Origin of the sequence: Mesorhizobium norvegicum (assembly GCF_004919685.1) — a bacterium.
In the GTDB taxonomy this organism is placed as follows: domain Bacteria; phylum Pseudomonadota; class Alphaproteobacteria; order Rhizobiales; family Rhizobiaceae; genus Mesorhizobium; species Mesorhizobium norvegicum.
Window position 1 is genome coordinate 61,909 of the sequence record NZ_SMYZ01000034.1, and the last position, 25,554, is coordinate 87,462.

Below are 25,554 nucleotides of genomic sequence, written 5' to 3' on the forward strand. Positions count from 1 at the left end.
TTTTGTCACCCCTTCGGGGCGGCGCGTCAGGTCGCGACCGCCTTGCCACCGCCGACCGGCTTCTCCTCGTCGGTCGAAGCCTGCGGCCGCAGCTTGAACAGGATCAGCAGCGGTGCGGCGATGAAGATCGACGAATAGGTGCCGAAGACGACGCCGAACAGCATGGCCATCGTGAACGAACGGATCACCTCGCCGCCGAACAGCACCAGCGCCAGCAGCGCCAGGATCGTCGTCACCGAGGTCAGCGTCGTTCTCGACAGCGTCTCGTTGATGGCGTTGTTCAACAGCTGCGGCAGCGGCATACGCTTGTATTTTCGCAGGTCCTCTCGGACACGGTCATAGACCACGATCGTATCGTTCAGCGAATAGCCGATAATGGTCAGGATCGCCGCCAGCGATGACTGGTTAAACTCCAGTCCGCTGATGACGAAGAAGCCAAGTGTCATGACCACATCGTGCACCGTCGCCACGATGGCGCCGACCGCGAACTGCCATTCGAAGCGGAACCAGACATAGATCAGGATGCCGAGCAGCGCGATCAGCATGGCGATCGTGCCTTGCTTGGCGAGTTCGCCGGAGACCGTCGGTCCCACCACTTCGACGCGGCGGAAGTCATAATTGTCCTGCAGCTCACCGCGCACCTTGTCGATGACGGTCTGCTCGGCATTCTCGCCGCCATCCTGCGTCCCGACGCGGATCAGCACGTCGTTCGGCGCACCGAACTGCTGCACCTGGACTTCACCGATGTTGAGTTCCGTCAATCTGGCACGAAGGTCGGCGAGATCGGCATTGCCGCTCTTGGCCTGCACCTCGATCAGCGAACCGCCCTTGAAATCGATGCCGTAATTGATGCCGACGGTCATGAACAGCACCACCGACAGGATCGACAGCGCGCTTGACAGCGTGAACGTCCAGCGACGGATGCCCATGAAGGGAATTTTCGTGCCGGGCGGGACGAAGGTCACCGGCGCCTTCGGCAATTCCTTCGGGCGAGCACGGCGCAGCCAGATCGAGACCAGCAGTCGGGTGAAGGTGAAGGCGGTGAAGACGGTTGTCAGGATGCCGATCGCATAAGTGATGGCAAAGCCCTTAACCGGCCCGGTACCGAGATAGAACAACACCACCGTCGCGATCAGCGAGGTGATGTTGGAATCGACGATGGTCGCCAGCGCCTTGGTGAAACCGGTGTCGATGGCCTGGATCACGGAGCGGCCGGCGCGTCGCTCCTCGCGGATGCGCTCGTAGATCAGAACGTTGGAATCGACCGCCATGCCGATGGTCAGCACGATACCGGCGATGCCCGGCAAGGTCAGCGTCGCACCAAGCACCGAGAGCACCCCGACGATCATCGCCACGTGCACAGCCAGCGCGATGTTGGCGAGGAAGCCGAGGAAGCCATAGGCGACGAACATGAAGGCGACGACGAGGATCGAACCGATGATGCCGGCGACCTTGCCGGCATGGATCGAATCCTGGCCGAGGCCGGGACCCACTGTGCGTTCTTCGATCACCGTCAGCGTCGCGGGCAAGGCGCCGGCGCGCAGCAGCACCGCGAGGTCGTTGGCGCTCTGGGCGGTGAAATTGCCGGAGATCTGGCCGGTGCCGCCCAGGATAGGCTCGCGGATCTGCGGCGCCGAAATCACCTGGTTGTCGAGGATGATGGCGAACAGCTTGCCGACATTCTGCGCAGTGGCCTGACCGAAGCGCGCGGCGCCCTTCGAATCGAAGCGGAACGACACCACCGGCTCGTTGTTCTGCGAGTTGTAGGTCGCCTGTGCATCGACGAGGTTTTCACCCGAGACGATGACGCGGTTCTCGATCAGATACGGAACCGGCGGATCGTCCTGCGAATACAGCACCGATGAACCGGCAGGCGGACGGCCATTGAGCGCGTCCTGCACCGGCATCGACTGGTCGACCATCTGGAAGGTCAGCTTGGCGGTCTGGCCGAGGATTTCCTTCAGCCTTTGCGGGTCCTGGAGACCCGGCACCTGGACAAGGATGCGGTCGTCGCCCTGCCGCTGCACGATAGGTTCGGTCGTGCCGAGTTCGTTGACGCGGCGCTCGACCACCTCGATCGACTGCGTCAATGCGGTCGATGTGCGATATTTGATGCCGGCATCGGTGACGTTGAACTTGAGCAGGCCGGGCTCGGAATCGTCGAGCGTCATTTCCTGGATGGAGCCGCCTGTGAACAGGCCGGCAGCGACCGGATCGGTCAGCGTCTTCAGTGCCGTCTTGGCGGCATCGACCTGGGCGGGATCGGTGATGCGGACCTGCAAGGTCCGTCCCGTGCCGGCAAGGCCGGTATAGCCGACCTTGGCGTCGCGCAGCAGCGTGCGGATTTCGTCGCGCGTCGTCTCCAGCCGGTCCTTGATCAGATCGTTCTGATTCATCTCCAGCAGGATGTGCGAGCCGCCCTGCAGATCGAGGCCGAGCGTCATCTGACGCTTCGGCACCCAGCTGGGCAGTTGGGCCAAGGTGCTTGCGGGGATGAGGTTGGGCGCGGCGAGGATCACTGTGATGGCCACAGCCACCCAGATCAGGATCATCTTGAAGCGCGAAAAATACAGCATATGGCGTCGTCCGTCAGAGCGTGTCCGCGGATCGCTCCGCCTAAAATTGGATTATTTCTTGGCGTTCTGGTTGGCCACCGGCTCGCCCTTGACGCGCACATCGGCGATCGTCGAACGCAGCGCGGTCACCTTGGTACCACCGCCGAGGTCGATCTCGAGCTCGTTATCGTCGATCACCTTGGTCACCTTGCCGACGAAACCGCCACCGGTGACGACCGTATCGCCGCGACGGACCGCCGCCAGCATCTCGCCGCGCTTCTTCAGCTGCGTGCGCTGCGGCCGGATGATCAGAAAATACATGATCACGAAAATCAGGACAAACGGCAAAATGCTGATGAACATGTCGGGAGAGGCGCCGATACCTTGGGCGTATGCCGGTGTCACGAACATCGAGGTACTCCTGAATTTTGAAAACAGCCGCCAATTTTGCGGCCCCTTGAAATTTGGCCGGAATATAGTCGGTAAAGTTGTCAATGCAACTGCGCGGCCCGGCAAATCGGCTGCTTTTCCGGCCTGTTGAGCCGTGTTAGAGCATGATCGCGAAAAGCGCGAGCCGGTTTTCTCGGACAAACGGAAACCGTTTGTCCAGAGATCACGCTCGAACAAAAGGTTGCAACCGGTTTTGTATCAGACGGAATCGGCCACGTTCACGCTCCCACACGTCAAAAACGCGAAAAACAAAAAGACAGACATGACCGACAGCAGCATTGAAGCCCTGAACCAGAAGCTTGACCGGCTGATCGAGGCGGTGACCCGCCTCGCCCCGCCGCCGGTGCCCCAAACCGACCTCGGCGAGGCCGATTGCTTCGTCTGGCAGGCCGATCCTGGCTATCTGGAGCCGGTGCGCAAGGTCAACCGCGTCGACATCGGCCTGATCCGTGGCGTCGACCGCGTCCGCGACATCCTTGTCGACAACACCGAACGCTTCGCGGCCGGCTATCCAGCCAACAACGTGTTGTTATGGGGCGCGCGCGGCATGGGCAAATCGTCGCTGGTCAAGGCCGTGCATGCCGAGATCAACGCCAAGGCCAAGTCCGACCTGCCGTTGAAGCTGATCGAAATCCATCGCGAGGACATCGACACGCTGCCGAAGCTGATGGGCCTGCTGAAGGCAGCCCCCTTCCGCTTCATCCTGTTTTGCGACGACCTCTCCTTCGACCACGACGACACCTCCTACAAGTCGCTCAAGGCAGCGCTCGAAGGCGGTGTCGAGGGCCGGCCAGTCAATGTCATCTTCTATGCCACCTCGAACCGCCGGCATCTGTTGCCGCGCGACATGATCGACAATGAGCGCTCGACCGCCATCAACCCGTCCGAGGCGGTGGAGGAAAAGGTGTCGCTGTCCGACCGCTTCGGGCTGTGGCTCGGCTTTCACAAATGTTCGCAGGACGAATATCTCGACATGATCGACGGCTATGTCCGCCATCACGATCTCGCCATGGATCCCGACCAACTGCGCGCCGAAGCCTTGGAATGGGCGACGACGCGCGGCAGCCGCTCGGGCCGCGTCGCCTGGCAGTTCACCCAGGACCTGGCTGGGCGCCTCGGCAAGCCGCTCAAAGACTAACCCGTCTCGAAGCTGAACTGAAAAAGCCCGTTCCTTGCGGAACGGGCTGAGCCGGCGGGCCGGACTGGAGGTCAGACGGCACCCGCAAATTGCTTTTTTTCTTCTATTCGAGATAGCCCGACGGATCGACCGGAGCCGAATTCTTGCGCACTTCGAAGTGCAGCTTCGGCGAGTCCGTCGTGCCGCTCATGCCCGACAGCGCGATTTCCTGGCCGCGCTTGACCTTCTGGCCGCGTTGCACCTCGATCGAGCTGGCATGGCCGTAGACGGTGACCAGGCCGTTCTCGTGGCGCACCAGCACCGTGTTGCCGAATTCCTTGAGGCCGTCGCCGGCATAGATGACGACGCCGTTCTCGGCTGCCTTGACCGGCGTTCCCGTCGGCACAGCGATATCGACGCCGTCCTTGCCGGAGCCGAAACCGGAGATCACACGGCCGCGCACCGGCCAGCGCATCTTACCGATGCCGGTAGCGTCGGGCGCGACGGCGTCGTCGTCCTCGGCCTGCTGGATGACCTTCGAATCTTTCTTCGGCGGCGTGTAGGACGCCAGCGTTTCCGACGGCGTGGTCTTTGCCGCTGGCTGCGTGGTGGCCGTGGTCACCGGATCGATCTTGGCCGGCTTGGCGCTGGCGACCGTCGCGGTTCCGCCGGCCGGTACCTTCAGGGTCTGGCCGATCTTGAGCAGTCCATCCTTCATCCCGTTGGCCTGCTTGAGAGCAACGACGCCGACGCCGGTCTTCCTGGCAATCGAGGACATCGTATCGCCCGACTGGACCGTGTAGGTGCCAGCAGCGCCAGTCGCCTTGGCCGCTGCCACCTGCGGCTTGGGCTCCTTGGGCTGGCTCGCCGCGGCCGACGTGTCGACCTGAGCGGCGGACTTGCCCTCCTTGAGCTTCGGCTGCTGCGGCAGAACGGCGACCTTGTCCGGCGCAGTGGCCGGCAGGTCATGCTTGCCGTCTTTGGCCGGCTTGGCATCGGCGACTTTCGGCTCGCCCTTGCTCGAATAGGCATAGGCCGGGATGACCAGCTTCTGGCCGGTCTTCAGCCCCTTGGTCGCGCTCAGCCCGTTGACCTTCATGATCACGTCGGACGGCACCTTGTAGCGTTGCGCCAGGCCGCCAATCGTTTCGCCGTCCCGAACGACAATCTCGGTTGCATGCGGCTTACCAGAGGACGCCACTCGCGGCTCATCCGGCTGCGCAACCTTGAAGGGCGATGCGGCCGGAGCGACGGTGCCTGTCGTGGTCCTGTCGACATGCGGTGCCGGGGCCAATGCGGTGCGCATCGGCTTCGCTGCGGGCGCAAGTGCGGGAGCCGGCTGTGCCTGGGCAACGGGCGGCGGCAGCGGCCGCGTCGAGACCGGCTCGAGGCTGGAGCGGCTGACCGATTGTGTATGGCTGCCATCGAGCGGAGCGGCCGCGACATCGCCCGGATAGGGCTGTTGTACGGCATCCTGCTTGTTGATGATGGTGCGCTGATTGTTGGTCGAGGATGTAAAGACGTCGTCGACGCCATTGAACCGCGAAACCTGGGAACTGCACCCGGCCGCGGCGCCTGCAATCATGAGGACGGCGCAGCCTCGCGCCAGATTGCGTCCATTTGCCTTCAAAACACTGAGTTGCATCGCACTGACCCGCACATACCCGGTACAAACTAGGCATGATTAAAGCGCGTTAATGTTACTCGACGGTTAACCTCATGGAATCCGGCGCAATTTTCTTAAAATATTAGAAGAGCGAGCTGAGAGGTGTTGAGATTCAGGTCAGGCCGAGCCGGAGTCGAAGACAGGCACGAAGCGACCAAACAAGGTGGCTTCCGAGGTCGCCCTTGCGACGAGCGGAGCGTACTTTTGGTACGTGAGCACCGGAAGCGCAGGAAGCCAACGTTTGCGGGCCGGCATCACCTGAATATCAGCGCCCCTAAATGACGGCCGCGACACTGCGCAAGATCGGCTGCAGGCGGACGAGGCCGATGTCCTCGCGCTCGAACCGGCTGCCGACCTTGGTCAGCTTGGCCAGCACCTGTTCGCCCTCTTCAGGTCCGATCGGGGCAATGACGATGCCGCCGCTCGACAATTGGTCGAGCAGGAAGCGCGGCAGGCTGTCGAAGGCAGCCCAGGCGACGATGCGATCGAACGGCCCTTCATTCGGCAGACCGCCGGAACCATCGGCGTGGCGCACGATCACATTGCCGATGCCGAGTGCCTCGAAGCGCTGCCTGGCTTGCTCGACGAGCGTCTTGTAGCGATCGGTGGTGACAACCCGCGCCGCCAGCCGCGACATCACCGCCGAGGTATAGCCAGAGCCGGTGCCGACCTCGAGCACGCGGTTGCCCTGCTCGATGGCGAGCGCCGCGATCACCGCCGCCTGCATGTCGGCGCCCTCGATCGCCTCGCCGCATTCGATCGGCAGCATGCGGTCCGACCAGGCGATCTGATGGAACTGGGCGGCGAGGAAACCGCGCCGCGGTGTCGCCTCGAAGGCCGCGATCAATGCCTTCGGCACCGTCCCCCGGCCGCGCAGGCGCAGCAGAAAGGCGGCAAAGCCTTCACGGTCATCGATCGGGAGCCCCTGGTTCATGCAAGCGCCTTGCTCAGTTGGTCACGGATTTCATGCGCTGTGAGGTCGAGTTGCAGGGGCGTCACCGACACCAGCCTGTTGCGCAGAGCGTAGAGGTCGGTGCCTTGCTTGCCTTCGACCGGCTCGCGGCCGAAGCGCAGCCAGTAGTAAGGCAGGCCGCGCCCGTCGCGGCGCTCGTCGACCCACAGGCTGTGCACGAGCTTGCCTTGCGAAGTGACCACTGTACCGGCGACCTCTTCGGGCGTGCAGTTCGGAAAATTGACGTTCAGCAAAACACCGTCAGGCAGCGGCGTTGCGACCAATTTCTTCAGCAATGCCGGCGCCAGCGCCTCGGTCGTCTCGTAAGGGACGACGCGGTCTTCGCCGACATAGCTGTAGCCTTGGCTCAGCGCGATCGAGCGGATGCCGAGCAGCGCGCCTTCCATGGCCCCGGCGACGGTTCCCGAATAGGTGACATCGTCGGCGATGTTGGCGCCGGAATTGATGCCGGACAGGATCAGGTCGGGTGCGCCGGGCAGGATTTTCTTGACGCCCATGATGACGCAATCGGTCGGCGTGCCGCGCACGGCAAAGTGCTTCTCGCCGATCTTGCGCAGCCGCAGCGGCTCCGAGATCGACAGCGAATGCGCGTAGCCGGACTGGTCCTGCTCCGGCGCCACCACCCAGACATCGTCGGACAGTGTGCGCGCGACCCGTTCGAGCGACGCCAGGCCCTCGGCATGAATGCCGTCGTCATTGGTCAGGAGAATGCGCATTATTTCGCTTCGATCTTTTCCAGACCGCCCATGTAAGGCCGCAGCACTTCAGGAATGGTTACGCTGCCATCCTCGTTCTGGTAGTTTTCGATGACAGCGATGAGGGCGCGGCCGACGGCAGTGCCCGAACCGTTGAGCGTGTGGACGAAGCGGTTGCCCTTGCCATCCTTGTCCTTGTAGCGGGCGTCCATGCGGCGCGCCTGGAAATCGCCGCACACCGAACAGGACGAGATCTCGCGATAGGCGTTCTGGCCGGGTAGCCAAACCTCGATGTCGTAGGTCTTGCGCGCGCCAAAGCCCATGTCGCCGGTGCACAGCGTCATGGTGCGGAACGGCAGCCCGAGCCGCTTCAGCACTTCCTCGGCGCATTGCGTCATCCGCTCATGCTCGGCAAGTGACGATTCCTGGTCGGTGATCGACACCAGCTCGACCTTGTAGAACTGATGCTGGCGCAGCATGCCGCGCGTGTCACGTCCGGCCGAACCCGCTTCCGAACGGAAGCACGGCGTCAGCGCGGTGTAGCGCAGCGGCAGTTTTTCATGCGCGGTGATCTCCTCTCGCACCAGGTTGGTGAGTGGCACTTCGGCGGTCGGGATCAGGCCAAGCCGGCCCTCCCCGTGCGGCGTGAAGAACAGATCTTCCTCGAACTTCGGCAACTGGTTGGTGCCGAAGAGAACGTCGTCCTTGACCATCAGCGGCGGGATGACTTCTTCATAGCCATGCTCGGTCGTGTGCAGGTCGAGCATGAACTGGCCGAGCGCGCGTTCCATCCTCGCCAGCCCGCTTTTCAGCACGGTAAAGCGCGAGCCCGACAGTTTCGCCGCGCGCTCGAAATCCATCATGCCGAGCGCTTCGCCGATCTCGAAATGCTCCTTCACCCAGTTCGGCCGCGTTGGCACCTTGCCAACGGTGTGCTTGACGACATTGTCGTGCTCATCCTTGCCGACCGGCACATCGTCGAAGGGCACGTTGGGCAACACCGCAAGCGCATCGTTCAGCGCCTTGTCGAGCTCGCGTTCGCGCGCCTCGCCGTTCTGGATGAAGGTCTTTATCTCGCCGACCTCGGCTTTCAGCCTTTCCGCAAGTGCCGCGTCGCCCGAACGCATGGCGTTGCCGATTTCTTTCGAGGCGGCATTGCGGCGCTCCTGCTTGGTCTGCAGTTCGGTGACGTGTTCGCGCCGCGCCTCGTCCGAGGCAATCAGCCCGTCGACCGTGGACTGCGCCTCACCCGCCGACCACGAGCGCTTTACCAGCGCCTCGACAAGGGCCTTCGGGTTGTCGCGAATCCATTTGATGTCAAGCATGGTTTGAACGCTCCTCGGGTAGCATGTCGCCCAAAAGTGCGCAGCGGTTTTGGGACAACGACATGCTCAAAACAAAACTGAAACGCATCGCTTTGAGTGCGATGCGTTTCAGCCAGAGGGCGTAAACCGCATCTGAGATCGATGCAAGATGGGCGGGGCGGCGACTGTCTTTTTCCGCCGCTGCCGCCGCTCTGTTGCCTACGAGGCCGCAGGCGCCGGAGGCTCGTCCGGGGCCTTGTCCGCCACGGTTTCCGCCGCGTCCTGCTTCTCGCGCGCCACCCGCTGCTTTTCCTGATCGCGCTCGATCAGCCGGGCGGCCCAGATGGAGACCTCGTAGAGAAGGATGGTCGGAATGGCGAGGCCGATCTGGCTCATCGGATCGGGCGGCGTCAGCACGGCCGCGACGACGAAGGCGATGACGATCGCCCATTTGCGCTTCTCGGCCAGCCCCTTGGACGACAGCATGCCGACCCGTGTCATCAGGCTGGTCACCACCGGCAACTGGAACACCAGGCCGAAGGAGAAGATCAGCGTCATGATCAGGCTGAGATATTCCGACACTTTCGGCAGCAGCGAGATCTGCACCTGGTCGTCGGTGCCGGCCTGCTGCATGGCGAGGAAGAACCACATCACCATCGGCGTGAAGAAGAAATAGACCAGCGACGCGCCCATCAGGAACAGGATCGGCGATGCGATCAGGAACGGCAGGAAAGCATTGCGTTCGTTCTTGTAGAGGCCGGGCGCGATGAATTTGTAGATCTGCGTGGCGATCAGCGGAAAGGCGATCACCATGCCGCCGAACATGGCCAGCTTGACCTGGGTGAAGAAGAATTCCTGCGGCGCGGTGTAGATCAGCTCGACCTTATGCGGATCGAGCCCTGCCCATTTCGTCGCCCATTTGAACGGGATCACAAGCAGGTTGAACAGCTTCTTGGCGAAGAAGAAACAAACCAGGAAGGCGACAAAGAAACCGCCGATCGACCAGATCAGCCGCCGGCGCAACTCGATCAGATGCTCCATCAGCGGCGCCGACGATTTCTCGATCTCGTCCTTTTCGGTGTCCGAAACGCTCACTTGGCGGCTCCAGCCGTCTTCTTGGCCGCTGGCTTCTTCGCCGCAGCAGGCTTCGGTTCGGCTTTCGCCACGGTCTTGGTCGCGATCACCTTGGCCACGGCAGGCTTCGCGGCTTTGGGCGTTTCAGCCTTTGCCGCCGTCACGGTCTTCACTGGCGCCTTGGGCGCAGGCGTGGCCTTCGCGGTGACCATTTTCGCCGGCGCGGCAGCCTTTGCGTCGGTTGCCGAAGCCTTGGCCAGTGCTTTTGCAACCGGCGTCGCCTTTGCCGGCGCAGGCTTGGCTGCTTTCTTCGCCGCGGACGCCTTCGACGCCGAAACAGGTGCCGGCGGCACTGACGACGTCACCACCGATTCATCGGTCATTGCCGGGAAAATCGGCGTTGCAGGTGCTGCCTCCGGTCCGTTGACGCCAGGCATGGTCGTTGCACCGTTCTTCAACGGCTCGGCCGCCTGCGGGGTCGAAGCGGCCGGCGTTGCCGGATCAGCCGCCGGCTTCGGCTTCATCGCCGCATCGACGCCGGAGCGAACGTCGGCCGCGGCCTGTTCGAACGGATTGAGCTGCTTCCTGATCTCGGCCATCGGACTGAGACCCCTGAGCTCGTCGACGGACTTCTTGACGTCGTCGAGCTCGGCTTCCTTCAGCGCTTCGTTGAACTGTTTCTGGAAATCGGAAGCCATGGCGCGCAGCTTCGCCGTCGTGCGGCCGAAGGTGCGCAGCATATTGGGCAAATCCTTAGGCCCGACGACCACGATCATGACGATCGCGATGACCAGCATTTCGGTCCAGCCGACTTCAAACATGGCACTCTGTTCCGACTAGAACCTTTGGCTCAGCTCTTGCTGGCTTTTTCCTTCGCGGCCGCAACGGTCTCGTCGGCGCGATGTTCGACGGTGCGCTTGTCTTCGGCAACGTCGTCGTCGGCCATGCCCTTCTTGAAGCTCTTGATGCCCTTGGCCATGTCGCCCATCAGCTCGGGAATCTTGCCGCGGCCGAACACCAAAAGCACGATCACCAGCACGATCATCCAGTGCCAAATCGAAAATGAACCCATAGCAAATCTCTCTCGAATGTTTTCCCTGGCGATGATCTATGCGTTTTCGCGTTGGGATTCAAACACAACTGCGACAGAGTTTATGAAAGGGTGGCGGATGTCACGCATTTTCGGCGTGATGGCCCGCTACGAATCCGCGCATCCTCGACAGATCGGCGGCCAAAGCCAGTCAATCTTCCGTGACGCGCGGCGTCAGCAGGCCGAGTTCCTCGAGATCGATGTCGGTCAGCGCATCCTCATCGTCGGTCAACGCATCGGGATCGGACGGCGGAACCGGAATGGCGAAATTCGACGGCATACGGCCCGAAAGCAGCCCCGCCCCCTTCAGTTCCTCCATGCCCGGCAGATCGCGGATCTCTTCCAGCGCGAAATGGTCGAGGAAGGTGTCGGTGGTGCCGTAGGTGACAGGGCGTCCCGGCGTTTTGCGCCGGCCGCGCATGCGCACCCATTCCGTTTCCAGCAGCGTGTCGAGCGTGCCTTTCGAGGTTTCGACGCCGCGGATGTCCTCGATCTCGGCGCGCGTCACCGGCTGGTGATAGGCGATGATCGCCAGCACTTCGAGGGCCGCGCGGGAGAGTTTCCTTTGTTGGACAGTATCCCGGCTCATCAGGAAAGCGAGATCACCGGCCGTGCGGAACGCCCAGGCGTCGCCGATACGCACCAGATTGACGCCGCGCCGCGCATAGATCTGCTGCAGCTCGGCCATGGCCAGGGCGATGTTGATGCCGTCCGGAAGGCGTGCCGCAAGCTGCTTTTCGCTGACAGGCTCAGCGCTGGCGAACACGATCGCCTCGGCCATGCGCACGGCTTCCGCCAGATGCAGCCGCTCGGCCGGATTGTGTACCTTTTGCTCGGCCGGGTCCTGGGAAAGCGACTCCTCTTCGGATTCATCGTCGACCTTGAACGGGATAACCGAAGCGCGTTCGCTCATGATGCCACCTCGACTGCCTTGATTGCCTGCGTGCGGCCGCGCAGATAGATCGGCGCGAACACTTCATCCTGCCGCATGTCCATCGTGCCTTCGCGCACCAGTTCCAGCGTGGCCGCAAACGAACTGGCGATCGCCGTGCGCCGCTCCTCGGGGCTGGTCATGTACACGATCAGAAAACTTTCCAGCGTCGTCCAGTCGCTCACGGCCCCGACCAGACGGGTCAGGATATCGCGCGCGTCCTTGAGCGACCAGACACCGCGCCTGGCGATAGTGACATTGTTGATCGCCTGCTTCTGCCGCTGCTGGGCGTAGGCGGTCAACAGATCGTAGAGCGAGGCCGAATAGGCGTTGCGCTTTTCGACGATGACCATTTCCGGCATGCCGCGCGCGAACACGTCACGGCCGAGCCGGTTGCGGTTGACCAGGCGCGCCGAAGCGTCACGCATGGCTTCCAGCCGCTTCAGCCGGAACTGCAGCACCGCCGCCAGTTCCTCGCCGCTTTCGCCCTCGTCGCCCGGCTGCTTGGGGATCAGAAGCTTCGACTTGAGGAAGGCCAACCACGCCGCCATCACCAGATAGTCGGCGGCAAGCTCAAGCCTGAGCGCCCTCGCCGTCTCGACAAAGGTCAGATATTGCTCGACCAGCGCCAGGATCGAAATGCGCGCCAGATCGACCTTCTGGGTGCGGGCAAGATGCAGCAGAAGATCGAGTGGACCTTCGAAGCCGGCCACGTCGACGACCAGCGACGGGTCGCCGGTGACGCGTGAATCGTCATTCTCGGCCCACAGACGGTCCATCGGTGCGGCCTTCGCGGCCTTGCTTTCCAATGTTTCCGCCACTGCCTGTCACTTTCCCTTTGCTATGCCACCGCATCGAAGTAGGTGGCGAATTCGGCACGAATTTCGGTTTCTTCGACCGTGTCACGGTTCTTTATATAGGTCAGCGCCCGCTTTGCGCGCTCCAGCGACGTGCCCTCAAGCCCCGTGGTCCGCGATGCGATGCCGGCCATCTCCTCGAAAACGCCATTGCAGTGAAGGACCAGATCGCAGCCCGCCGCAAGGATCGAGGCCGCCTTTGTCGGGAAATCCCCAGAAAGTGCCTTCATCGACGTGTCGTCGCTCATCAGCAGCCCGTCGAAGCCGATTTCGCGCCGGATGATCTCGTCGATAACCTTGCCGGAGGTGGTTGCCGGGTTGTTGGGGTCGATTGCGCTGTAGACGACATGCGCCGTCATTGCCATCGGCAGATGGTTGAGCTCCCTAAACGGGGCGAAATCATGCCGCTGCAGATCGCTGAGCGAGGCGTTGACCACAGGCAATTCGAAATGCGTGTCGGCAAAGGCGCGGCCATGGCCCGGAATATGCTTCATGACTGGCAGCACACCACCTGCCATTAGCCCCTCCGCCGCGGCACGGCCGAGTTCGATCACCGGTCGCGGGTCCTTGCCATAGGCACGCGCGCCGATGACATCGCTGGCGCCTTCGATCGGCACGTCGAGCACCGGCAGGCAGTCGGCGGTGATGCCGTAGCGCAGCAGGTCGAAGGCATGCAGCCGCGCCATAAGCCAGGCCGCGCGGGCGCCGGCATCATGGTCGTCGCGCCACAGCGCGCCGAGCGCGCCACCGGCCGGATAGTTCGGCGCCAGCGGCGGCCGCAGGCGCTGCACACGGCCGCCTTCCTGGTCGATGAACACCAGCGGGTCCGGGCGTCCGATGCAGTCACGCATCGAGGCGACCAGATCGCGGATCTGTTCGGTCTCGCCGATGTTGCGCGCAAACAGGATGAAGGCCCATGGGCATTCATTGCGATAGAAATTGATTTCTTCGCGGGTGAGCGATTTCCCGGCACAGCCGAGGATCATGGATTTTGATTCGGTCATCTCAGGAGTCTAAAGCTTCGCGCGATCAAAGGGAATCATCCGGATCACAAGCGATCAAATGCCAGATCTGCTTTCCCCATGAAAAAAGCCGGCGCGGTGACCGCGCCGGCTTTTGATTGGGTGGCTCCGGCTCTAGCGCGAGACGAAACAGTTGCCGCCGGCAGCCTTGTAGCTGGTGCACAGATTGATCGCGTCGTTGCGCGACTGCGCCGGAACCCGCACACGGTAGAACGTGCCCTTGCCGGCGATCTCGGCCTTGACGATGTTGGCTGTACGGCCAGCAAGCACGCTGCCGTAGCGGCGCTGCAGATCCTGATAGCTGGACTGGGCGCTTTCGACCGTCGGCTGCGAAGCGATCTGCATCGACCACGAACCACCGCCGGTCGCGGTCGATGCCGGATCGATGGACGCAACCTGATCGGGCTTGACCTCGCCGACGACGTCGACCGGCTGATCGGACGGACGCTGCGGCGCGAGCGGAACCTTTGCCGGCGTGTTGGCCGACTGGGCCTTGGCTTCAGTCTTGGGCTTGGCTGCCGGCTTGAGGGCCGGCTCGTCCGCCTGTGCGGCGGCAGGCGCCACGGTGCCGGTCTGGTCTGTATCGGCCTGCGCCGTCGGGGCAACATGCTGCGGCGCCGGGTCGATCGGCTCCGTTGCGGCCACTTGCGGAGCGGGCGCCGGATCTTCACGCGGCACCAGCGAACCGTCCGACTTGACCACCATGGTCCTTACCTTGCGCGGCGCAACGGCGACGACATCGGCATTGGTGCCCTTGTCGGCATCCTGCAGCACCTGCGCGATGCGATCCTCGGACTTGGGCGCGGCCGCCATGTTGTCGGCCGAAGCGTCGCCGGCCGTTGGCGCGGCGTTGCCGACATCGGTGCCAACGGCACCTGCGTTCTGGTCCGGTGAAAGATCGATGGCGCGGGCCGGGTCCTTCGCCTGGACGTCCACCGGCTCTTCGGTGTTGGTGACCAGTTTTTCCTGGACCGGCTCGGCGGGCTTCGCACCCCTGACCGCGTCGTAGACCTTGTTGTCCTGGTTCGGCACCACGGCACCGCCCGGATTCTCCGGCTTGACCTTGATCGGCGCGTTGTCGGCCTTGACGATCACCGGCGCTTCGCTGCCGCCCTTGCCGCCGAAAGACAGCGCAAAGGCACCGAGGCCGCCAGCCACCGCCACCGCGCCGACAATCGCGGCGATGAACAGGCCACGTCCCCGCGAAGGCCTCGCGGCCTCGCGCTCGCCGAGACCCGGAACGGCCATCGCCTCGTCGAGTTCGGGATCGTAGTCCAGTTCATCGACGGTGAAATCATCCGCCTGTGAAACCGGCTGGCTGCCGGGCAGACTGTCGAAATCGAAGCCATCGGAGGCATCGGCATAACCCTTGGGCGCCGCCGCGCGGGCAGATACTTCCATCGGCCGCGCCGCATAGGTCCGCGCTTCCGGCTCATAACCCGGCTTGACCCCGTCATAGCCCGGCTTGACGCTATCATAGCCCGGCTTGACCCCGTCATAGCCAGGGCTGACGCCGTCATAGCCCGGCTTGAAGCCCGTGGCGTAGGAGTCATCGTCGTAAGACGCGCCGGCTACGCCGCCTGCGGGAGCGGCAGCGACCTCCACCGCGTTCATCTCGGAGAGAAGGCTGGAGAACTCGGCGTCGAGATCGTCATAGCCAGACGCCGCCGGCTGATCTTCCTCGAAATGCAGTTCGGGAATATCGAGATCGTCCGCCAGCGCCACGACACGCTCGGGCACGTCGACTGTCTCGACATCGGGCATGTCTTCGTAACGCGCGGGCTGGCGCAATTGCGGCGCCGATACTGGGGCTGCGGGCGCGACTGTCTCGACTGGCTCGGCCGAACGGTACGACGTCGCCGCGGCGACTGCCGGCGCTGCGGCCATGGATGCCATCGAAGCGGCCGGCTGAGCGCTAAACGCAGGCTGCGCGCTGAATGACGGCTGCTGCGGAACCGGCGTCACGCGGCTCCACGAACGGGTCGGCTCTGTCGGTGGGGAACGCCCCGCCACCCAATCGAGCGAATCCGCCGAATCGTCCCGGGAAGCGGCAACGTCACGCGGATCGAGACCCTTGGCCAAAGCCGCGTCGAACGCATCATTGTCGAAATCGACATCGACATCGACATGTCCAGCAGCATCCAAGCCCGGATCCTGGTCCTCAATTTCATCAAGCACAAGATCATCGATATCCGCATCGACCGCCTCGGCCGCGGCAAGGTGCTGAGGCTGCTCAGCCGCAGCTTCGTCGAGATCCCACTCGAGGTCGCCGACAAGATCGGCCGGTTCCTGAGTGGTCTCTGCAGCCTCGACAACAGGTGGCGGAGCGGCGACAGGCGGCGGAGCCGTGACGGGCTCGCGGGCCACCGGCGCCGTACGCGCGGTCATGGCGCCCAGCAGCGCATTCAACTCGTCTTCCAGGCTTCTTTCGTCCGCGATCGGGGCTTGCACCGGCTCGGCCATATCAGCGGCCGGCGCCACCGGCTGGAGCGAAGCGGCGGCAATTTCAGCGACCGGCTCTTCCACTGTTTCGGCAAACGTATCGTCGAAGTTCAGGTCGAAAGCATCATCCGACGCAGCTTCAGGGCTGGGAGTCTCGCCCTTCGCATCCGCGGTATCGGCAATCACATCATGCGCTTCCGGCTCGTCGAATGCGACCGGCTCATCAGCGCGAACGTCAAAATCCATGTCGACATCAGCCATGGCGTCGTCGAAGTCGCCGGCAAGATACTCACCGGAGATTGCCTGGGCATCACGCGCAGCCGCCTGCTCCGGCATGGGATACTCGACGGGATCGGCAGCGGCGTAGGACTGTTCCACCGCCGAATGGTCGTCGAGCATCAGTTCGTCTTCGAGCGAGATCGCAACCGCATCGTCGAATTCATGATCGGAAGCCGTCTCGACTGAAGCTGGCGCATCGGCGACGGCAACCGGGTGCTGGGCCTCTTCGGCTTCCTCATCGATCCGGAAGTCCTGGTCGAGCGACGCGGCAAGCTCGTCCGCCATCGGCTGATCATCCTCGAAGGGCGAGACATCCTCAAGTGAACTGGCAACGGCATTGTCGAAATCGGACTCGAAAGCCGGCTCTACAGCTGGCGTGGTTTCAGCAGCGGCCGCATGGCTGACGCCGGCTGCGTGGTCGTCGACTTCGTCCAAGTCCAGATGGAAATCGTCGTCGAGCGACAGCGAAAGCTCGTCGTCCATTGCACTGGCGAACGCCGGCTCATGTTCGAATCTCGGCTCGTGAGCCTCGGCAACCGGAGCGGCGTCGCTGTCGTCAGCGCCGAACTCGCCCATCATTTCCTTCTCGAGATCGATATCGAAATCGCCCTCTTCCGCCACGTGATCGGCGGCTGGGGCTTTCGGCTGGGCGGGCAATTGCGGCTTGACCGGCTGGCGCGGGTCGAATCCCATGATCCTGGTCAGTTCCGCGAACGGATCATCGTCAGCGATGTCGTTATTGTCGGCTACTCTCAGCTGGGTTCTGTCTGCCATTATTGTTCCCGAACTCGCACTCATTCGGACGCCATGGACGTCGCGTAGGGTTGGCCCTTACCAGCGCAATGTGGGCAAAAGGTGACAGGTTATTTAGTCAAACCTAACGCATTTCGGTGGGCGCGGCGGCTCCGATCAACGTCAGGCCGGACGTCAAAACGTCCGAAACAGCCTGCACCAGCCCTAGTCTGGCATGCGTCAATTGTCGGTCGTTAACCTTAACAAAACGTAAGTCCGGATTATCCGTGCCACGGTTCCAGTGTCCGTGGAAGCTGGAAGCCAGATCATAGAGGTAGAATGCCAGCCTGTGCGGCTCGAGCGCAAGTGCCGCGGACTCGATCAGACGCGGGTATTCGGCAAGCTTGCGGATCAGGCCGATCTCGCCCTCGTCGGTCAGCAAAGCCACGGCGGACGCCAGGCTGTTGCGGTCGAAATTGGCCTCGCCCAATTGCTCGCTCGCTTGCCGGAACACCGAATGGCAGCGCGCCGAGGCATACTGCACATAGAACACCGGATTGTCCTTGGACTGCTCGGTCACCTTGGCGAAATCGAAATCCAACGGCGCATCGTTCTTGCGGTAGAGCATCATGAAGCGGATCGCGTCGCGGCCGACCTCCTCCACCACTTCGCGCAGCGTCACGAAATCGCCGGACCGCTTCGACATGCGCACCGGTTCGCCGTCGCGAAACAGCTTCACCAATTGGCAAAGCAGCACGGTGAGCTTCACCTCTTCGCCGGCAATCGCCCGCGCCAAGGCTTCCAGCCGCTTGACATAGCCGCCATGGTCGGCGCCGAGCACATAGATCAGGTCGACGAAGCCACGATCGACCTTGTCCTTGAGATAGGCCACGTCGGCGGCAAAATAGGTGAATGAGCCATCCGACTTGACCAGCGCCCGGTCCATGTCGTCGCCGACCGCGGTCGAGCGGAACAGCGTCTGCTCGCGGTCCTCCCAATCGTCGGGCTTTTCGCCCTTGGGCGGCGGCAGCTTGCCCTTGTAGATGTGGCCCTTCAGCGTCAGATCGTTGATCGCCGAGCGGATCTTCTTGGCATTGTCGGCGTGCAGCGTGCGCTCGGAGAAGAACACGTCGTGATGCACGTTGAGCATCGCCAGATCCTCGCGGATCATCGCCATCATCGCATCGATGGTGCGGTCCTTGACGATGGCGAGCGCCTCGTCGTCCTGCATCTGCAGAAGCGAGCGGCCGAATTCCGTGACCAGCGCCTGGCCGACTGGCACCAGGTAATCGCCGGGATAGAGACCGGCAGGTATTTCGCCGATGTCGTCGCCCAACGCCTCGCGGTAGCGCAGGAATGCGGAACGGCCGAGCACGTCGATCTGCGAACCGGCATCGTTGATAACATATTCCTTGGTCACGTCGTAACCGGCGAAGGCCATCAGATTGGCGAGCGCGTCGCCGACGACGGCACCCCGGCAATGGCCGACATGCATCGGCCCCGTCGGATTGGCCGAGACATACTCGACATTGGTCTTCCTGCCGCCGCCAACCGTCGAACGGCCATAGTTGCGGCCTTCGCCAAGCAGCGCGGTCAGATGCGTCTGCCAGAAGCCGTCCTTGAGCCTGAGATTGACGAAACCGGGACCGGCCACCTCTGTCGCGGCGACATCCTTGTCGTCGCGCAGCGCTTGCGCCAGTCTTTCGGCCAGCGCGCGCGGATTCTGGCCGGTCGGCTTGGCCAGCACCATGGCCGCATTGGTCGCCAGGTCGCCATGGCTGGCGTCGCGCGGCGGCTCGACGGCAATGCGCGACAGATCCGGCGAGACGCCATCATTGTCTTTCAGATCAAGCGCTTCGACGGCTTTTATGATTCGCGCGGTGAAATCGGCGAAGATGTTCATTTGTGTGACTCTGGGGTCTGTCTCTGGCGGCTTTGCAGCGAATCCGGCTCGTTGGCCGGCAAAATCGAGCCCGCCCTAGCTCAATTCAGGCGTATGGTCAAACAAACGCCGGTGTTCCTTGAGCGCGTAGGTGTCGGTCATACCCGCCAGGAAGTCGGCGACGCTGCGCGCCTTGATGCGGTCGTCGGCCCGATCCAGCCCCTCGCGCCAGCCGTCCGGCATGGCGCGCGGATCGGCGAAATAGGCGTCGAACAGATCCTTGACGATCTGCTCGGCGCCCGCGCGCACCCGCATGACGTCAGCATGCCGATAAAGATGCTTGTAGAGAAAGGCCTTCAGTTCTTTCTCCAGGGCGGCCATTTCGGTCGAGAAAACCACTATCGTCTCGCCCGCCGCCCTCACCGCATCGGCGCTCTGCGGCCTGATGCGCTCCAGATTGGCTGTGGTGGAGACAATGACATCCTCGACCATGGCCGTGATCTGCCGCCGCATCAGTTCGTGGCCCGTGCGCACGTCGTCGAGCGCCGGGTAGCGTGCACGCACGCCTTTCAGGATGGTTCCCGGCAGCGACACCGTCTCCAGCATGCCCAGCGTCAGCAGCCCTGCCCTCAACCCGTCATCGATATCATGCGTATTGTAGGCGATATCGTCGGCGATTGCCGCGCATTGCGCCTCGATGCCGGCAAACCGATCGAGCTCGAGGTCGTGCAGCTCAGAATAATCACGGATCGCCTGCGGCACCGGCCCTTTCAGGCCTTTGCCGCTGGCATCCGTCAGCGGTCCATTGTGCTTGACCAGGCCTTCCAGCGTTTCCCAAGTCAGATTGAGCCCGTCGAATTCGGCATAGCGCGCCTCAAGCCTTGTCACGATGCGCAGCGATTGCGCGTTGTGGTCAAAGCCGCCCCACGCAGCCATCTTCTCGTTCAGCGCGTCCTCGCCAGTATGGCCGAAGGGCGTGTGGCCGAAATCATGCACCAGCGCCACCGCCTCGGCCAGATCCTCGTCACCGCGCAGCGCCCGTGCCAGGGCGCGCGCGATCTGCGCCACTTCGATCGAATGGGTCAGCCGGGTGCGGTAATGGTCGCCTTCATGCGCGATGAAGACCTGCGTCTTGTGCTTGAGCCGGCGGAACGCCGTCGAATGGATGATGCGGTCACGGTCGCGCTGGAACGGCGTGCGGGTCGGGCTTTCCACCTCGTCGAACAGCCGTCCGCGCGACTTTGCCGGATCGCAGGCATAGGCGGCGCGTGGCCGATAGCCGAATCCGATGTCGCCCAACTCATTGGTCATGGCTGATGCTGCCGCAGTTGACTTGGCCCCTCGCGCTTCATACCTATCATGTGAAACCGAATGCAAGGTGACGCCCATGGGCGCTGATGCCAAGACTGCCATGAAAGTCGACATGACCGAGGCCGCCGCCAGGCGGATCGCCAAGATTGTCTCGGGCGAGGCCGGCAAGACGGCGCTGCGCGTGTCGGTCGAAGGCGGTGGCTGCTCGGGCTTTTCCTACAAGTTCGACCTGGTCGACACACGCAATGACGACGACGTCGCCATCGAGAAAGACGGCGCCACGGTGCTGATCGACGATCTGTCGCTGGTCTATATGGGCGGCTCGGTGATCGATTTCGTCGACGATTTGATGGGCCAGTCGTTCCAGATACGCAACCCGAATGCCGTCGCCTCCTGCGGCTGCGGCACGAGCTTCTCCATATAGAAATGCCTGCAATCGGCGCGGTCCGTCAGATCGCGCTGTCGGCTGGACGCAACCTCGACGCGACGCTGGCTTTCTGGCGCGACGTACTCGGTATGGCTGTCCACGCGCGCTTCGATCCGCCGGGCATCGCCTTTATCATGGCCGGCGATATCAGGCTGCTGTTCACCGACGGTATTCCAGCCGGCACCGTCTATCTCGACATATCGGGCCTTGACGACTTCCACGCACAGGCGAAAGCCTCGGGCGTGCCCTTCACCGCGCCGCCGACGCTTGTCCATCGCGACACCGAGGGCCAGTTCGGTCCAGCGGGGGAAAGCGAATGGATGGCCTTTCTAAAGGACCCGGCAGGCAATACGATCGGACTGGTCGAACGCCATCCGCCGCAAGAGCCCAACTGAACAGCATCGAGACCATCATGAAAATCGTCACCTGGAACATCAACGGTGTCCGCGCCCGCATCGGCAACCTGACCCATTGGCTGACCGAAAGCGCGCCCGACATTGTCTGCCTGCAGGAGATCAAGACCGTCGACGAGCAGTTCCCGCGCGCCGAGATCGAGGCGCTTGGCTACAATGTCGAAACCCATGGCCAGAAGGGATTCAACGGCGTCGCCATCCTGTCGAAACTGCGATTCGACGAGATCATCAGAGGCCTGCCCGGCGACGATGCCGACGAGCAGGCGCGTTTCATCGAAGGTGTTTTCTCCACCGACAAGGGCGCGCTGCGCGTCGCCTCGCTCTATCTGCCGAATGGCAATCCGATCGATGACGAGAAGAAGTTCCCCTACAAGCTGTCCTGGATGACGCGGCTGGAACGCTGGTCCGAAGAACGGCTCAAACTGGAGGAGGCCCTGGTGCTGGCCGGCGACTACAACGTCATTCCCGAGCCAATCGACGCGCGGTTTCCGGAGAACTGGCTGGGCGATGCGCTGTTCCAGCCGCAGACACGGCAGTCCTTCCGGCGGCTGCTCAACCTTGGCTTCACCGAGGCGGTGCGCGCGGTCACCGATGCGCCCGACACCTATACATTCTGGGATTATCAGGCCGGCGCCTGGCAGAAGAACAACGGCATCCGCATCGACCATCTGCTTTTGTCGCCGGAAGCCGCCAACCGATTCTCATCGGCCTCGATCGAAAAGCATGTGCGTGCCTGGGAAAAGCCGTCCGATCACGTGCCGGTGGCGATTGATCTAGCGTTGCAGCCGGCCTGAGAGAACTTTGGCCCGGCGCCGGGCAGGCCTGCGCTGGACCTCATATAGCCACATTCCGGCGCATGATGGGAGATCAGCATGGCGGCTGGGGTTCCCATGACCATTCGATTTTCTCTTTGTCCGATCGGCCTGGCATTTGCCATGGCCGCTCCTGCAGCGGCATTTGCCGACCAGGAATGCCTGGCCAATGAAAAATCCTACCTCCTTGGCCAGGTCGCCTGCCTGACGGTTGCCGACCAGAGCCATCTGGCCCGCTGCGACCTGGTGCTCAACAACACCTCGTGGACGAAGGTCGCCGACAGCTGCCCCGCAAACACGATGGCGCCGCACCTGCACGTCACGCCGATCTCGACGCCGGCGCCCAGTATGGTGCCGACGGAGCCGACCGCGAACTGAGCCAATCTCCCCCCTTGTGNNGGGGGCGCCGTAGAGCGCCAGCCCCAACAGCAACCGAGCATCGAGAATGCCTCACACGCCTCTGCCTCCAAACCATCGTGCAAACGCCAGGTCGATGCGCAAGGTGATGACCGACGCCGAGTTGAAGCTCTGGAACGAGCTTCGTGCGCACCGGTTGATGGGGCTTAGCTTCCGGCGGCAATTTCCGATCGCCGGCTAAATCGTGGCCGGTGTTGCGGGTACGTCAGAATAACAGCAAGGCTGGCGGGACAGCGCCCCCCTCTGCCCTGCCGGGCATCTCCCCCACAAGGGGGAGATCGGCAGTTCAGCCGCCAGCAAAACTACTGGTCCGCGTTGTTGCCCTTGGTGAGGATGTCATCAGCCAACGAGATCGCGGTGCGGCGGTCGGCTTCGCCGGCGGTGGCGAATGCCTCCTCCTGCATGCCGCGGATCCAGGGCTGGTCGGCCGGCGAAGCGCGTTCGAGCGCTGCCGTCATCATCGCCAGGCCGCGAACGATCTTGCCACTCTGGAACAACAAGTGGCCAAGCGTCGCCTGGGCGCCGGCATGACCCTTTTCGGCGGCAAGCTGGAACCAGCGCCCGGCTTGCTTGACGCTGGCCTTCACGCCGCCCTCGCCCTTCAGGAACATCTGCCCCATTTCGAACTGCGCGTTCGGATTGCGATAGTTGGCGGCGGCGCGCATGTAATATTCCTGGGCCGCGACCTCGTTCTCGGTGACCGGGCTGCCGGGAATGCCCTTGCGCAGATAGTCGCCGAGCGCGACCAGCGCATCGGAGACATAGCTTTCCTCGGGCGAGCCGGGCTCGACATCCTGGTCGACGATCTCCGAGAAGAACTTGAACGCCTCATAGTCGTCGCGCGCCACGCCATCGCCCTCGGCATACATGCGGGCAAGCTTCCAGGTGGCGCCGATCTGGCCGTTCTCGGCGGCGTATTTGTAGGCCTCGGCGGCCTGTTCCTTGTGGCCGTTCTTGTAGGCGGAGAAGCCGAACTGGAACACCGCCCATGGGCTGGATTGCGGCTTCACGCCGGTCTTGTCGTCGAACACCTTGTCGTCGAAGGCCATGGCCTGGCCCACGGCGCCAAAGGTCGCGCCAAAAGTGGCGATCACGACCAGTGCCGAAAAGACAGACGACCTCAACAACTCAGATGTCCGCATAGCAATGTGTTTCTTTCGCACCGCCCGGATGGGTCACCGCGCCATCGCGCGCCGGCCCTACCGTCTGTGCATATTTCCATATCGCGCCCGACTGATAGTCGGTCGTGCGCGCCTTCCAGGTCTTTGCCCTCGCCGCCAGTTCGCCATCGGACAACGCCACCTCGATCGTGCCGTTCACCGCGTCGATCGAAATCACATCGCCATCTCGGAGCAGCCCGATCGGGCCGCCCACGGCTGCCTCGGGACCGACATGGCCGATGCAGAAACCGCGCGTCGCGCCCGAGAAGCGCCCGTCGGTGATCAGCGCCACCTTGCCGCCCATGCCCTGGCCGTAGAGCGCTGCCGTCGTCGACAGCATCTCGCGCATGCCGGGACCGCCGCGCGGCCCTTCATAACGGATGACGAGAACCTCGCCTTCCCTGTAGTTGCGATGCGTCACCGCCTCGAAACATTCCTCTTCCGAATCGAAGCAGCGCGCCGGGCCGGAGAACTTCAACTCCGCCATGCCCGCGACCTTCACGATCGCGCCTTCGGGGGCAAGGTTTCCCTTCAAGCCCACGACACCGCCGGTTTGGGTAATGGGTCTATTGGCCGGGCGGACCACATCCTGATGTTCATTCCAGGCAACGTGCTGCATGTTTTCGGCCAAAGTGCGGCCAGTCACGGTCAGGCAGTCGCCATGCAGATAGCCGTGGTCGAGCAACGTCTTCATCAACAGCGGAATACCGCCGGCCTCGAACATGTCCTTGGCGACATATTTGCCACCCGGCTTGAGGTCGGCGATGTAAGGCGTCTTCTCGAAGATTTTCGCCACGTCGAACAGGTCGAACTTGATGCCGGCCTCGTGCGCGATCGCCGGCAGATGCAGTGCTGCGTTGGTCGAGCCGCCGGTTGCCGACACCACGGTCGCCGCATTCTCGAGCGCCTTCAGCGTGACGATGTCGCGAGGCCGGATATTTTTCGCGATCAGTTCCATGATCTTTTCGCCCGAGGCGAAATTGAAACGGTCGCGCATCTCGTAGGGTGCCGGCGCGCCGCAGGAATAGGGCAGCGCCAGGCCGATCGCCTCGGCGACGGTGGCCATGGTGTTGGCGGTGAACTGCGCGCCGCAGGAGCCGGCCGACGGACAGGCAGCCTGCTCGATTTCAAGCAGTTCGGCATCATCGATCGTGCCGACCGAGTGTTGGCCGACCGCCTCGAACACATCCTGCACGGTGATCTGGCGGCCGCGATAGCTGCCCGGCAGGATCGAACCGCCATAGATGAAGATCGACGGCACGTTGAGACGCACCATGGCCATCATCATGCCGGGCAGCGACTTGTCGCAGCCGGCCAGCCCAACCAGCGCGTCGTAGCAATGGCCGCGCATGGTGAGCTCGACCGAATCGGCGATGACCTCACGTGACACCAGCGACGACTTCATGCCCTGGTGGCCCATGGCGATGCCGTCGGTGACGGTGATGGTGCAGAATTCGCGCGGCGTGCCGTGGGCGGCCGCGACGCCCTTCTTGACCACCTGCGCCTGGCGCATCAGCGAGATGTTGCAGGGCGCCGCCTCGTTCCAGCAGGACGCGACGCCGACCAGCGGCTGCGCGATCTCGGCCGCCGACAAGCCCATCGCATAGAGATAGGAACGGTGCGGCGCACGCGCCGGACCGACGGTCACATGGCGGCTAGGGAGCTTAGCCTTGGAAATGACTCTGGCGTCCATACTCTTCCTTGCCGCGGGCGGTGCGGCCTGCCTCATCGCCGAGCCTTTTGGCGCGTGTCCCGAGACAAGATCGAGGTGCGCCGGGTTTATGGCGGGAAATGGGCAATTCCCTCAGCCTGACTTCTAGCGCAGGGGTTGTTCAGAAAGTGTTGCCAAAACGTCACAATCGCACAAGGCGAAAGCGGTGCGGCTAATATGCAACGCAGCTTGGATGAGACAATCGCGAGCAATGCGATCTCAAACGAAAAAGGC

The 25,554-nt window shown here is 63.0% G+C and carries 22 protein-coding genes and 1 pseudogene; 6 read left to right on the plus strand and 17 right to left on the minus strand.

What is annotated here, in order from left to right; all coding sequences use genetic code 11:
* Window positions 1–26: 26 nt before the first annotated feature.
* Both secDF and yajC read right to left on the minus strand, forming a co-directional pair.
* On the minus strand, window positions 27–2,576 hold the full coding sequence (secDF, locus tag FCU66_RS13400) for a protein translocase subunit SecDF (RefSeq protein WP_136616260.1): 2,550 nt from the start codon (window positions 2,574–2,576) through the stop codon (window positions 27–29).
* A 51-nt stretch (window positions 2,577–2,627) separates the two neighbouring features.
* Window positions 2,628–2,966: a preprotein translocase subunit YajC gene (gene yajC / locus FCU66_RS13405; protein WP_027024896.1), complete on the minus strand. Its 339-nt coding sequence runs from the start codon at window positions 2,964–2,966 to the stop codon at window positions 2,628–2,630.
* A gap of 301 nt (window positions 2,967–3,267) precedes the next feature.
* Between yajC and FCU66_RS13410 the strand changes: the two genes are divergently transcribed.
* Window positions 3,268–4,143, plus strand: a complete 876-nt coding sequence (locus FCU66_RS13410) for an ATP-binding protein (RefSeq protein ID WP_136616261.1) — start codon at window positions 3,268–3,270, stop codon at window positions 4,141–4,143.
* A gap of 103 nt (window positions 4,144–4,246) precedes the next feature.
* Here FCU66_RS13410 and FCU66_RS13415 read toward each other — a convergent pair whose 3' ends face one another.
* The 13 genes from FCU66_RS13415 to FCU66_RS13475 form a co-directional block, all read right to left on the minus strand.
* A complete protein-coding gene (locus FCU66_RS13415) occupies window positions 4,247–5,767 on the minus strand; it encodes a peptidoglycan DD-metalloendopeptidase family protein (protein ID WP_136616262.1) in 1,521 nt (506 codons plus the stop codon).
* Window positions 5,768–6,062: 295 nt separating this feature from the next.
* Entirely contained in the window at window positions 6,063–6,722 is a 660-nt protein-coding gene (locus tag FCU66_RS13420; protein ID WP_136616263.1) for a protein-L-isoaspartate(D-aspartate) O-methyltransferase, read from the minus strand.
* Window positions 6,719–7,477, minus strand: coding sequence for a 5'/3'-nucleotidase SurE (surE, locus tag FCU66_RS13425; RefSeq protein WP_024503850.1), 759 nt, complete (start codon window positions 7,475–7,477; stop codon window positions 6,719–6,721). The genes FCU66_RS13420 and surE overlap by 4 nt, the downstream gene beginning before the upstream one ends.
* On the minus strand, window positions 7,477–8,781 hold the full coding sequence (gene serS, locus FCU66_RS13430; protein ID WP_136616264.1) for a serine--tRNA ligase: 1,305 nt from the start codon (window positions 8,779–8,781) through the stop codon (window positions 7,477–7,479). Before serS ends, surE begins: the two co-directional genes overlap by 1 nt.
* 198 nt (window positions 8,782–8,979) lie before the next feature.
* Complete coding sequence (gene tatC, locus FCU66_RS13435) at window positions 8,980–9,855, minus strand: twin-arginine translocase subunit TatC (protein ID WP_136616265.1); 876 nt, start codon at window positions 9,853–9,855, stop codon at window positions 8,980–8,982.
* The gene (gene tatB, locus FCU66_RS13440) at window positions 9,852–10,655 is read right to left on the minus strand and encodes a Sec-independent protein translocase protein TatB (protein WP_136616266.1); all 804 of its coding nucleotides are present in this window, start codon (window positions 10,653–10,655) and stop codon (window positions 9,852–9,854) included. The genes tatC and tatB overlap by 4 nt, the downstream gene beginning before the upstream one ends.
* A gap of 29 nt (window positions 10,656–10,684) precedes the next feature.
* Window positions 10,685–10,906, minus strand: coding sequence for a twin-arginine translocase TatA/TatE family subunit (locus FCU66_RS13445; protein ID WP_013531295.1), 222 nt, complete (start codon window positions 10,904–10,906; stop codon window positions 10,685–10,687).
* 169 nt (window positions 10,907–11,075) lie between these two features.
* Window positions 11,076–11,837 carry an SMC-Scp complex subunit ScpB gene (gene scpB / locus FCU66_RS13450; protein WP_136616267.1) on the minus strand — a complete coding sequence of 254 codons (762 nt, stop codon included), beginning with the start codon at window positions 11,835–11,837 and terminating at the stop codon, window positions 11,076–11,078.
* Entirely contained in the window at window positions 11,834–12,634 is an 801-nt protein-coding gene (locus FCU66_RS13455; RefSeq protein ID WP_136616288.1) for a segregation and condensation protein A, read from the minus strand. The genes scpB and FCU66_RS13455 overlap by 4 nt, the downstream gene beginning before the upstream one ends.
* A gap of 62 nt (window positions 12,635–12,696) precedes the next feature.
* On the minus strand, window positions 12,697–13,716 hold the full coding sequence (gene nagZ, locus FCU66_RS13460; protein ID WP_136616268.1) for a beta-N-acetylhexosaminidase: 1,020 nt from the start codon (window positions 13,714–13,716) through the stop codon (window positions 12,697–12,699).
* Between the two features lie 132 nt (window positions 13,717–13,848).
* Window positions 13,849–17,229 carry an SPOR domain-containing protein gene (locus tag FCU66_RS13465; protein WP_136616269.1) on the minus strand — a complete coding sequence of 1,127 codons (3,381 nt, stop codon included), beginning with the start codon at window positions 17,227–17,229 and terminating at the stop codon, window positions 13,849–13,851.
* 103 nt (window positions 17,230–17,332) lie between these two features.
* Window positions 17,333–19,090 carry an arginine--tRNA ligase gene (gene argS / locus FCU66_RS13470; RefSeq protein WP_136616270.1) on the minus strand — a complete coding sequence of 586 codons (1,758 nt, stop codon included), beginning with the start codon at window positions 19,088–19,090 and terminating at the stop codon, window positions 17,333–17,335.
* A gap of 75 nt (window positions 19,091–19,165) precedes the next feature.
* On the minus strand, window positions 19,166–20,380 hold the full coding sequence (locus FCU66_RS13475) for a deoxyguanosinetriphosphate triphosphohydrolase (RefSeq protein WP_136616271.1): 1,215 nt from the start codon (window positions 20,378–20,380) through the stop codon (window positions 19,166–19,168).
* 76 nt (window positions 20,381–20,456) lie between these two features.
* Here FCU66_RS13475 and erpA point away from each other — a divergent pair, with 76 nt between their 5' ends.
* The 5 genes and pseudogenes from erpA to FCU66_RS13500 all read left to right on the plus strand — a co-directional run.
* Window positions 20,457–20,804, plus strand: a complete 348-nt coding sequence (gene erpA, locus FCU66_RS13480) for an iron-sulfur cluster insertion protein ErpA (RefSeq protein ID WP_027024881.1) — start codon at window positions 20,457–20,459, stop codon at window positions 20,802–20,804.
* Between the two features lie 2 nt (window positions 20,805–20,806).
* On the plus strand, window positions 20,807–21,202 hold the full coding sequence (locus FCU66_RS13485) for a VOC family protein (RefSeq protein WP_136616272.1): 396 nt from the start codon (window positions 20,807–20,809) through the stop codon (window positions 21,200–21,202).
* Window positions 21,203–21,219: 17 nt separating this feature from the next.
* Window positions 21,220–22,014: an exodeoxyribonuclease III gene (xth, locus tag FCU66_RS13490; RefSeq protein ID WP_136616273.1), complete on the plus strand. Its 795-nt coding sequence runs from the start codon at window positions 21,220–21,222 to the stop codon at window positions 22,012–22,014.
* A gap of 78 nt (window positions 22,015–22,092) precedes the next feature.
* The gene (locus FCU66_RS13495) at window positions 22,093–22,410 is read left to right on the plus strand and encodes a hypothetical protein (RefSeq protein WP_168991734.1); all 318 of its coding nucleotides are present in this window, start codon (window positions 22,093–22,095) and stop codon (window positions 22,408–22,410) included.
* A 67-nt stretch (window positions 22,411–22,477) separates the two neighbouring features.
* Window positions 22,478–22,627: pseudogene (locus FCU66_RS13500) on the plus strand (DUF559 domain-containing protein); the annotation flags it as partial.
* Window positions 22,628–22,751: 124 nt separating this feature from the next.
* Here FCU66_RS13500 and FCU66_RS13505 read toward each other — a convergent pair.
* Window positions 22,752–23,591 (minus strand): tetratricopeptide repeat protein, encoded by an 840-nt coding sequence (locus tag FCU66_RS13505; protein WP_136616275.1) that lies wholly within the window; start codon window positions 23,589–23,591, stop codon window positions 22,752–22,754.
* On the minus strand, window positions 23,578–25,302 hold the full coding sequence (gene ilvD, locus FCU66_RS13510) for a dihydroxy-acid dehydratase (RefSeq protein WP_136616276.1): 1,725 nt from the start codon (window positions 25,300–25,302) through the stop codon (window positions 23,578–23,580). Before ilvD ends, FCU66_RS13505 begins: the two co-directional genes overlap by 14 nt.
* Between the last annotated feature and the right edge of the window lie 252 nt (window positions 25,303–25,554).

Excerpts from the sequence above, each read along its gene's own strand:
- tatB (WP_136616266.1), bottom strand. The coding sequence starts at position 10,655 with ATGTTTGAAGTCGGCTGGACCGAAATGCTGGTCATCGCGATCGTCATG.
- erpA (WP_027024881.1), top strand. The coding sequence starts at position 20,457 with ATGGGCGCTGATGCCAAGACTGCCATGAAAGTCGACATGACCGAGGCC.
- FCU66_RS13420 (WP_136616263.1), bottom strand. The coding sequence starts at position 6,722 with ATGAACCAGGGGCTCCCGATCGATGACCGTGAAGGCTTTGCCGCCTTT.
- xth (WP_136616273.1), top strand. The coding sequence starts at position 21,220 with ATGAAAATCGTCACCTGGAACATCAACGGTGTCCGCGCCCGCATCGGC.
- scpB (WP_136616267.1), bottom strand. The coding sequence starts at position 11,837 with ATGAGCGAACGCGCTTCGGTTATCCCGTTCAAGGTCGACGATGAATCC.
- FCU66_RS13475 (WP_136616271.1), bottom strand. The coding sequence starts at position 20,380 with ATGACCAATGAGTTGGGCGACATCGGATTCGGCTATCGGCCACGCGCC.
- secDF (WP_136616260.1), bottom strand. The coding sequence starts at position 2,576 with ATGCTGTATTTTTCGCGCTTCAAGATGATCCTGATCTGGGTGGCTGTG.
- FCU66_RS13485 (WP_136616272.1), top strand. The coding sequence starts at position 20,807 with ATGCCTGCAATCGGCGCGGTCCGTCAGATCGCGCTGTCGGCTGGACGC.
- FCU66_RS13455 (WP_136616288.1), bottom strand. The coding sequence starts at position 12,634 with ATGGACCGTCTGTGGGCCGAGAATGACGATTCACGCGTCACCGGCGAC.
- yajC (WP_027024896.1), bottom strand. The coding sequence starts at position 2,966 with ATGTTCGTGACACCGGCATACGCCCAAGGTATCGGCGCCTCTCCCGAC.
- FCU66_RS13415 (WP_136616262.1), bottom strand. The coding sequence starts at position 5,767 with ATGCAACTCAGTGTTTTGAAGGCAAATGGACGCAATCTGGCGCGAGGC.
- serS (WP_136616264.1), bottom strand. The coding sequence starts at position 8,781 with ATGCTTGACATCAAATGGATTCGCGACAACCCGAAGGCCCTTGTCGAG.
- surE (WP_024503850.1), bottom strand. The coding sequence starts at position 7,477 with ATGCGCATTCTCCTGACCAATGACGACGGCATTCATGCCGAGGGCCTG.
- FCU66_RS13465 (WP_136616269.1), bottom strand. The coding sequence starts at position 17,229 with ATGGCAGACAGAACCCAGCTGAGAGTAGCCGACAATAACGACATCGCT.
- FCU66_RS13495 (WP_168991734.1), top strand. The coding sequence starts at position 22,093 with ATGGCGGCTGGGGTTCCCATGACCATTCGATTTTCTCTTTGTCCGATC.
- argS (WP_136616270.1), bottom strand. The coding sequence starts at position 19,090 with ATGAACATCTTCGCCGATTTCACCGCGCGAATCATAAAAGCCGTCGAA.
- FCU66_RS13410 (WP_136616261.1), top strand. The coding sequence starts at position 3,268 with ATGACCGACAGCAGCATTGAAGCCCTGAACCAGAAGCTTGACCGGCTG.
- nagZ (WP_136616268.1), bottom strand. The coding sequence starts at position 13,716 with ATGACCGAATCAAAATCCATGATCCTCGGCTGTGCCGGGAAATCGCTC.
- FCU66_RS13445 (WP_013531295.1), bottom strand. The coding sequence starts at position 10,906 with ATGGGTTCATTTTCGATTTGGCACTGGATGATCGTGCTGGTGATCGTG.
- FCU66_RS13505 (WP_136616275.1), bottom strand. The coding sequence starts at position 23,591 with ATGCGGACATCTGAGTTGTTGAGGTCGTCTGTCTTTTCGGCACTGGTC.
- ilvD (WP_136616276.1), bottom strand. The coding sequence starts at position 25,302 with ATGGACGCCAGAGTCATTTCCAAGGCTAAGCTCCCTAGCCGCCATGTG.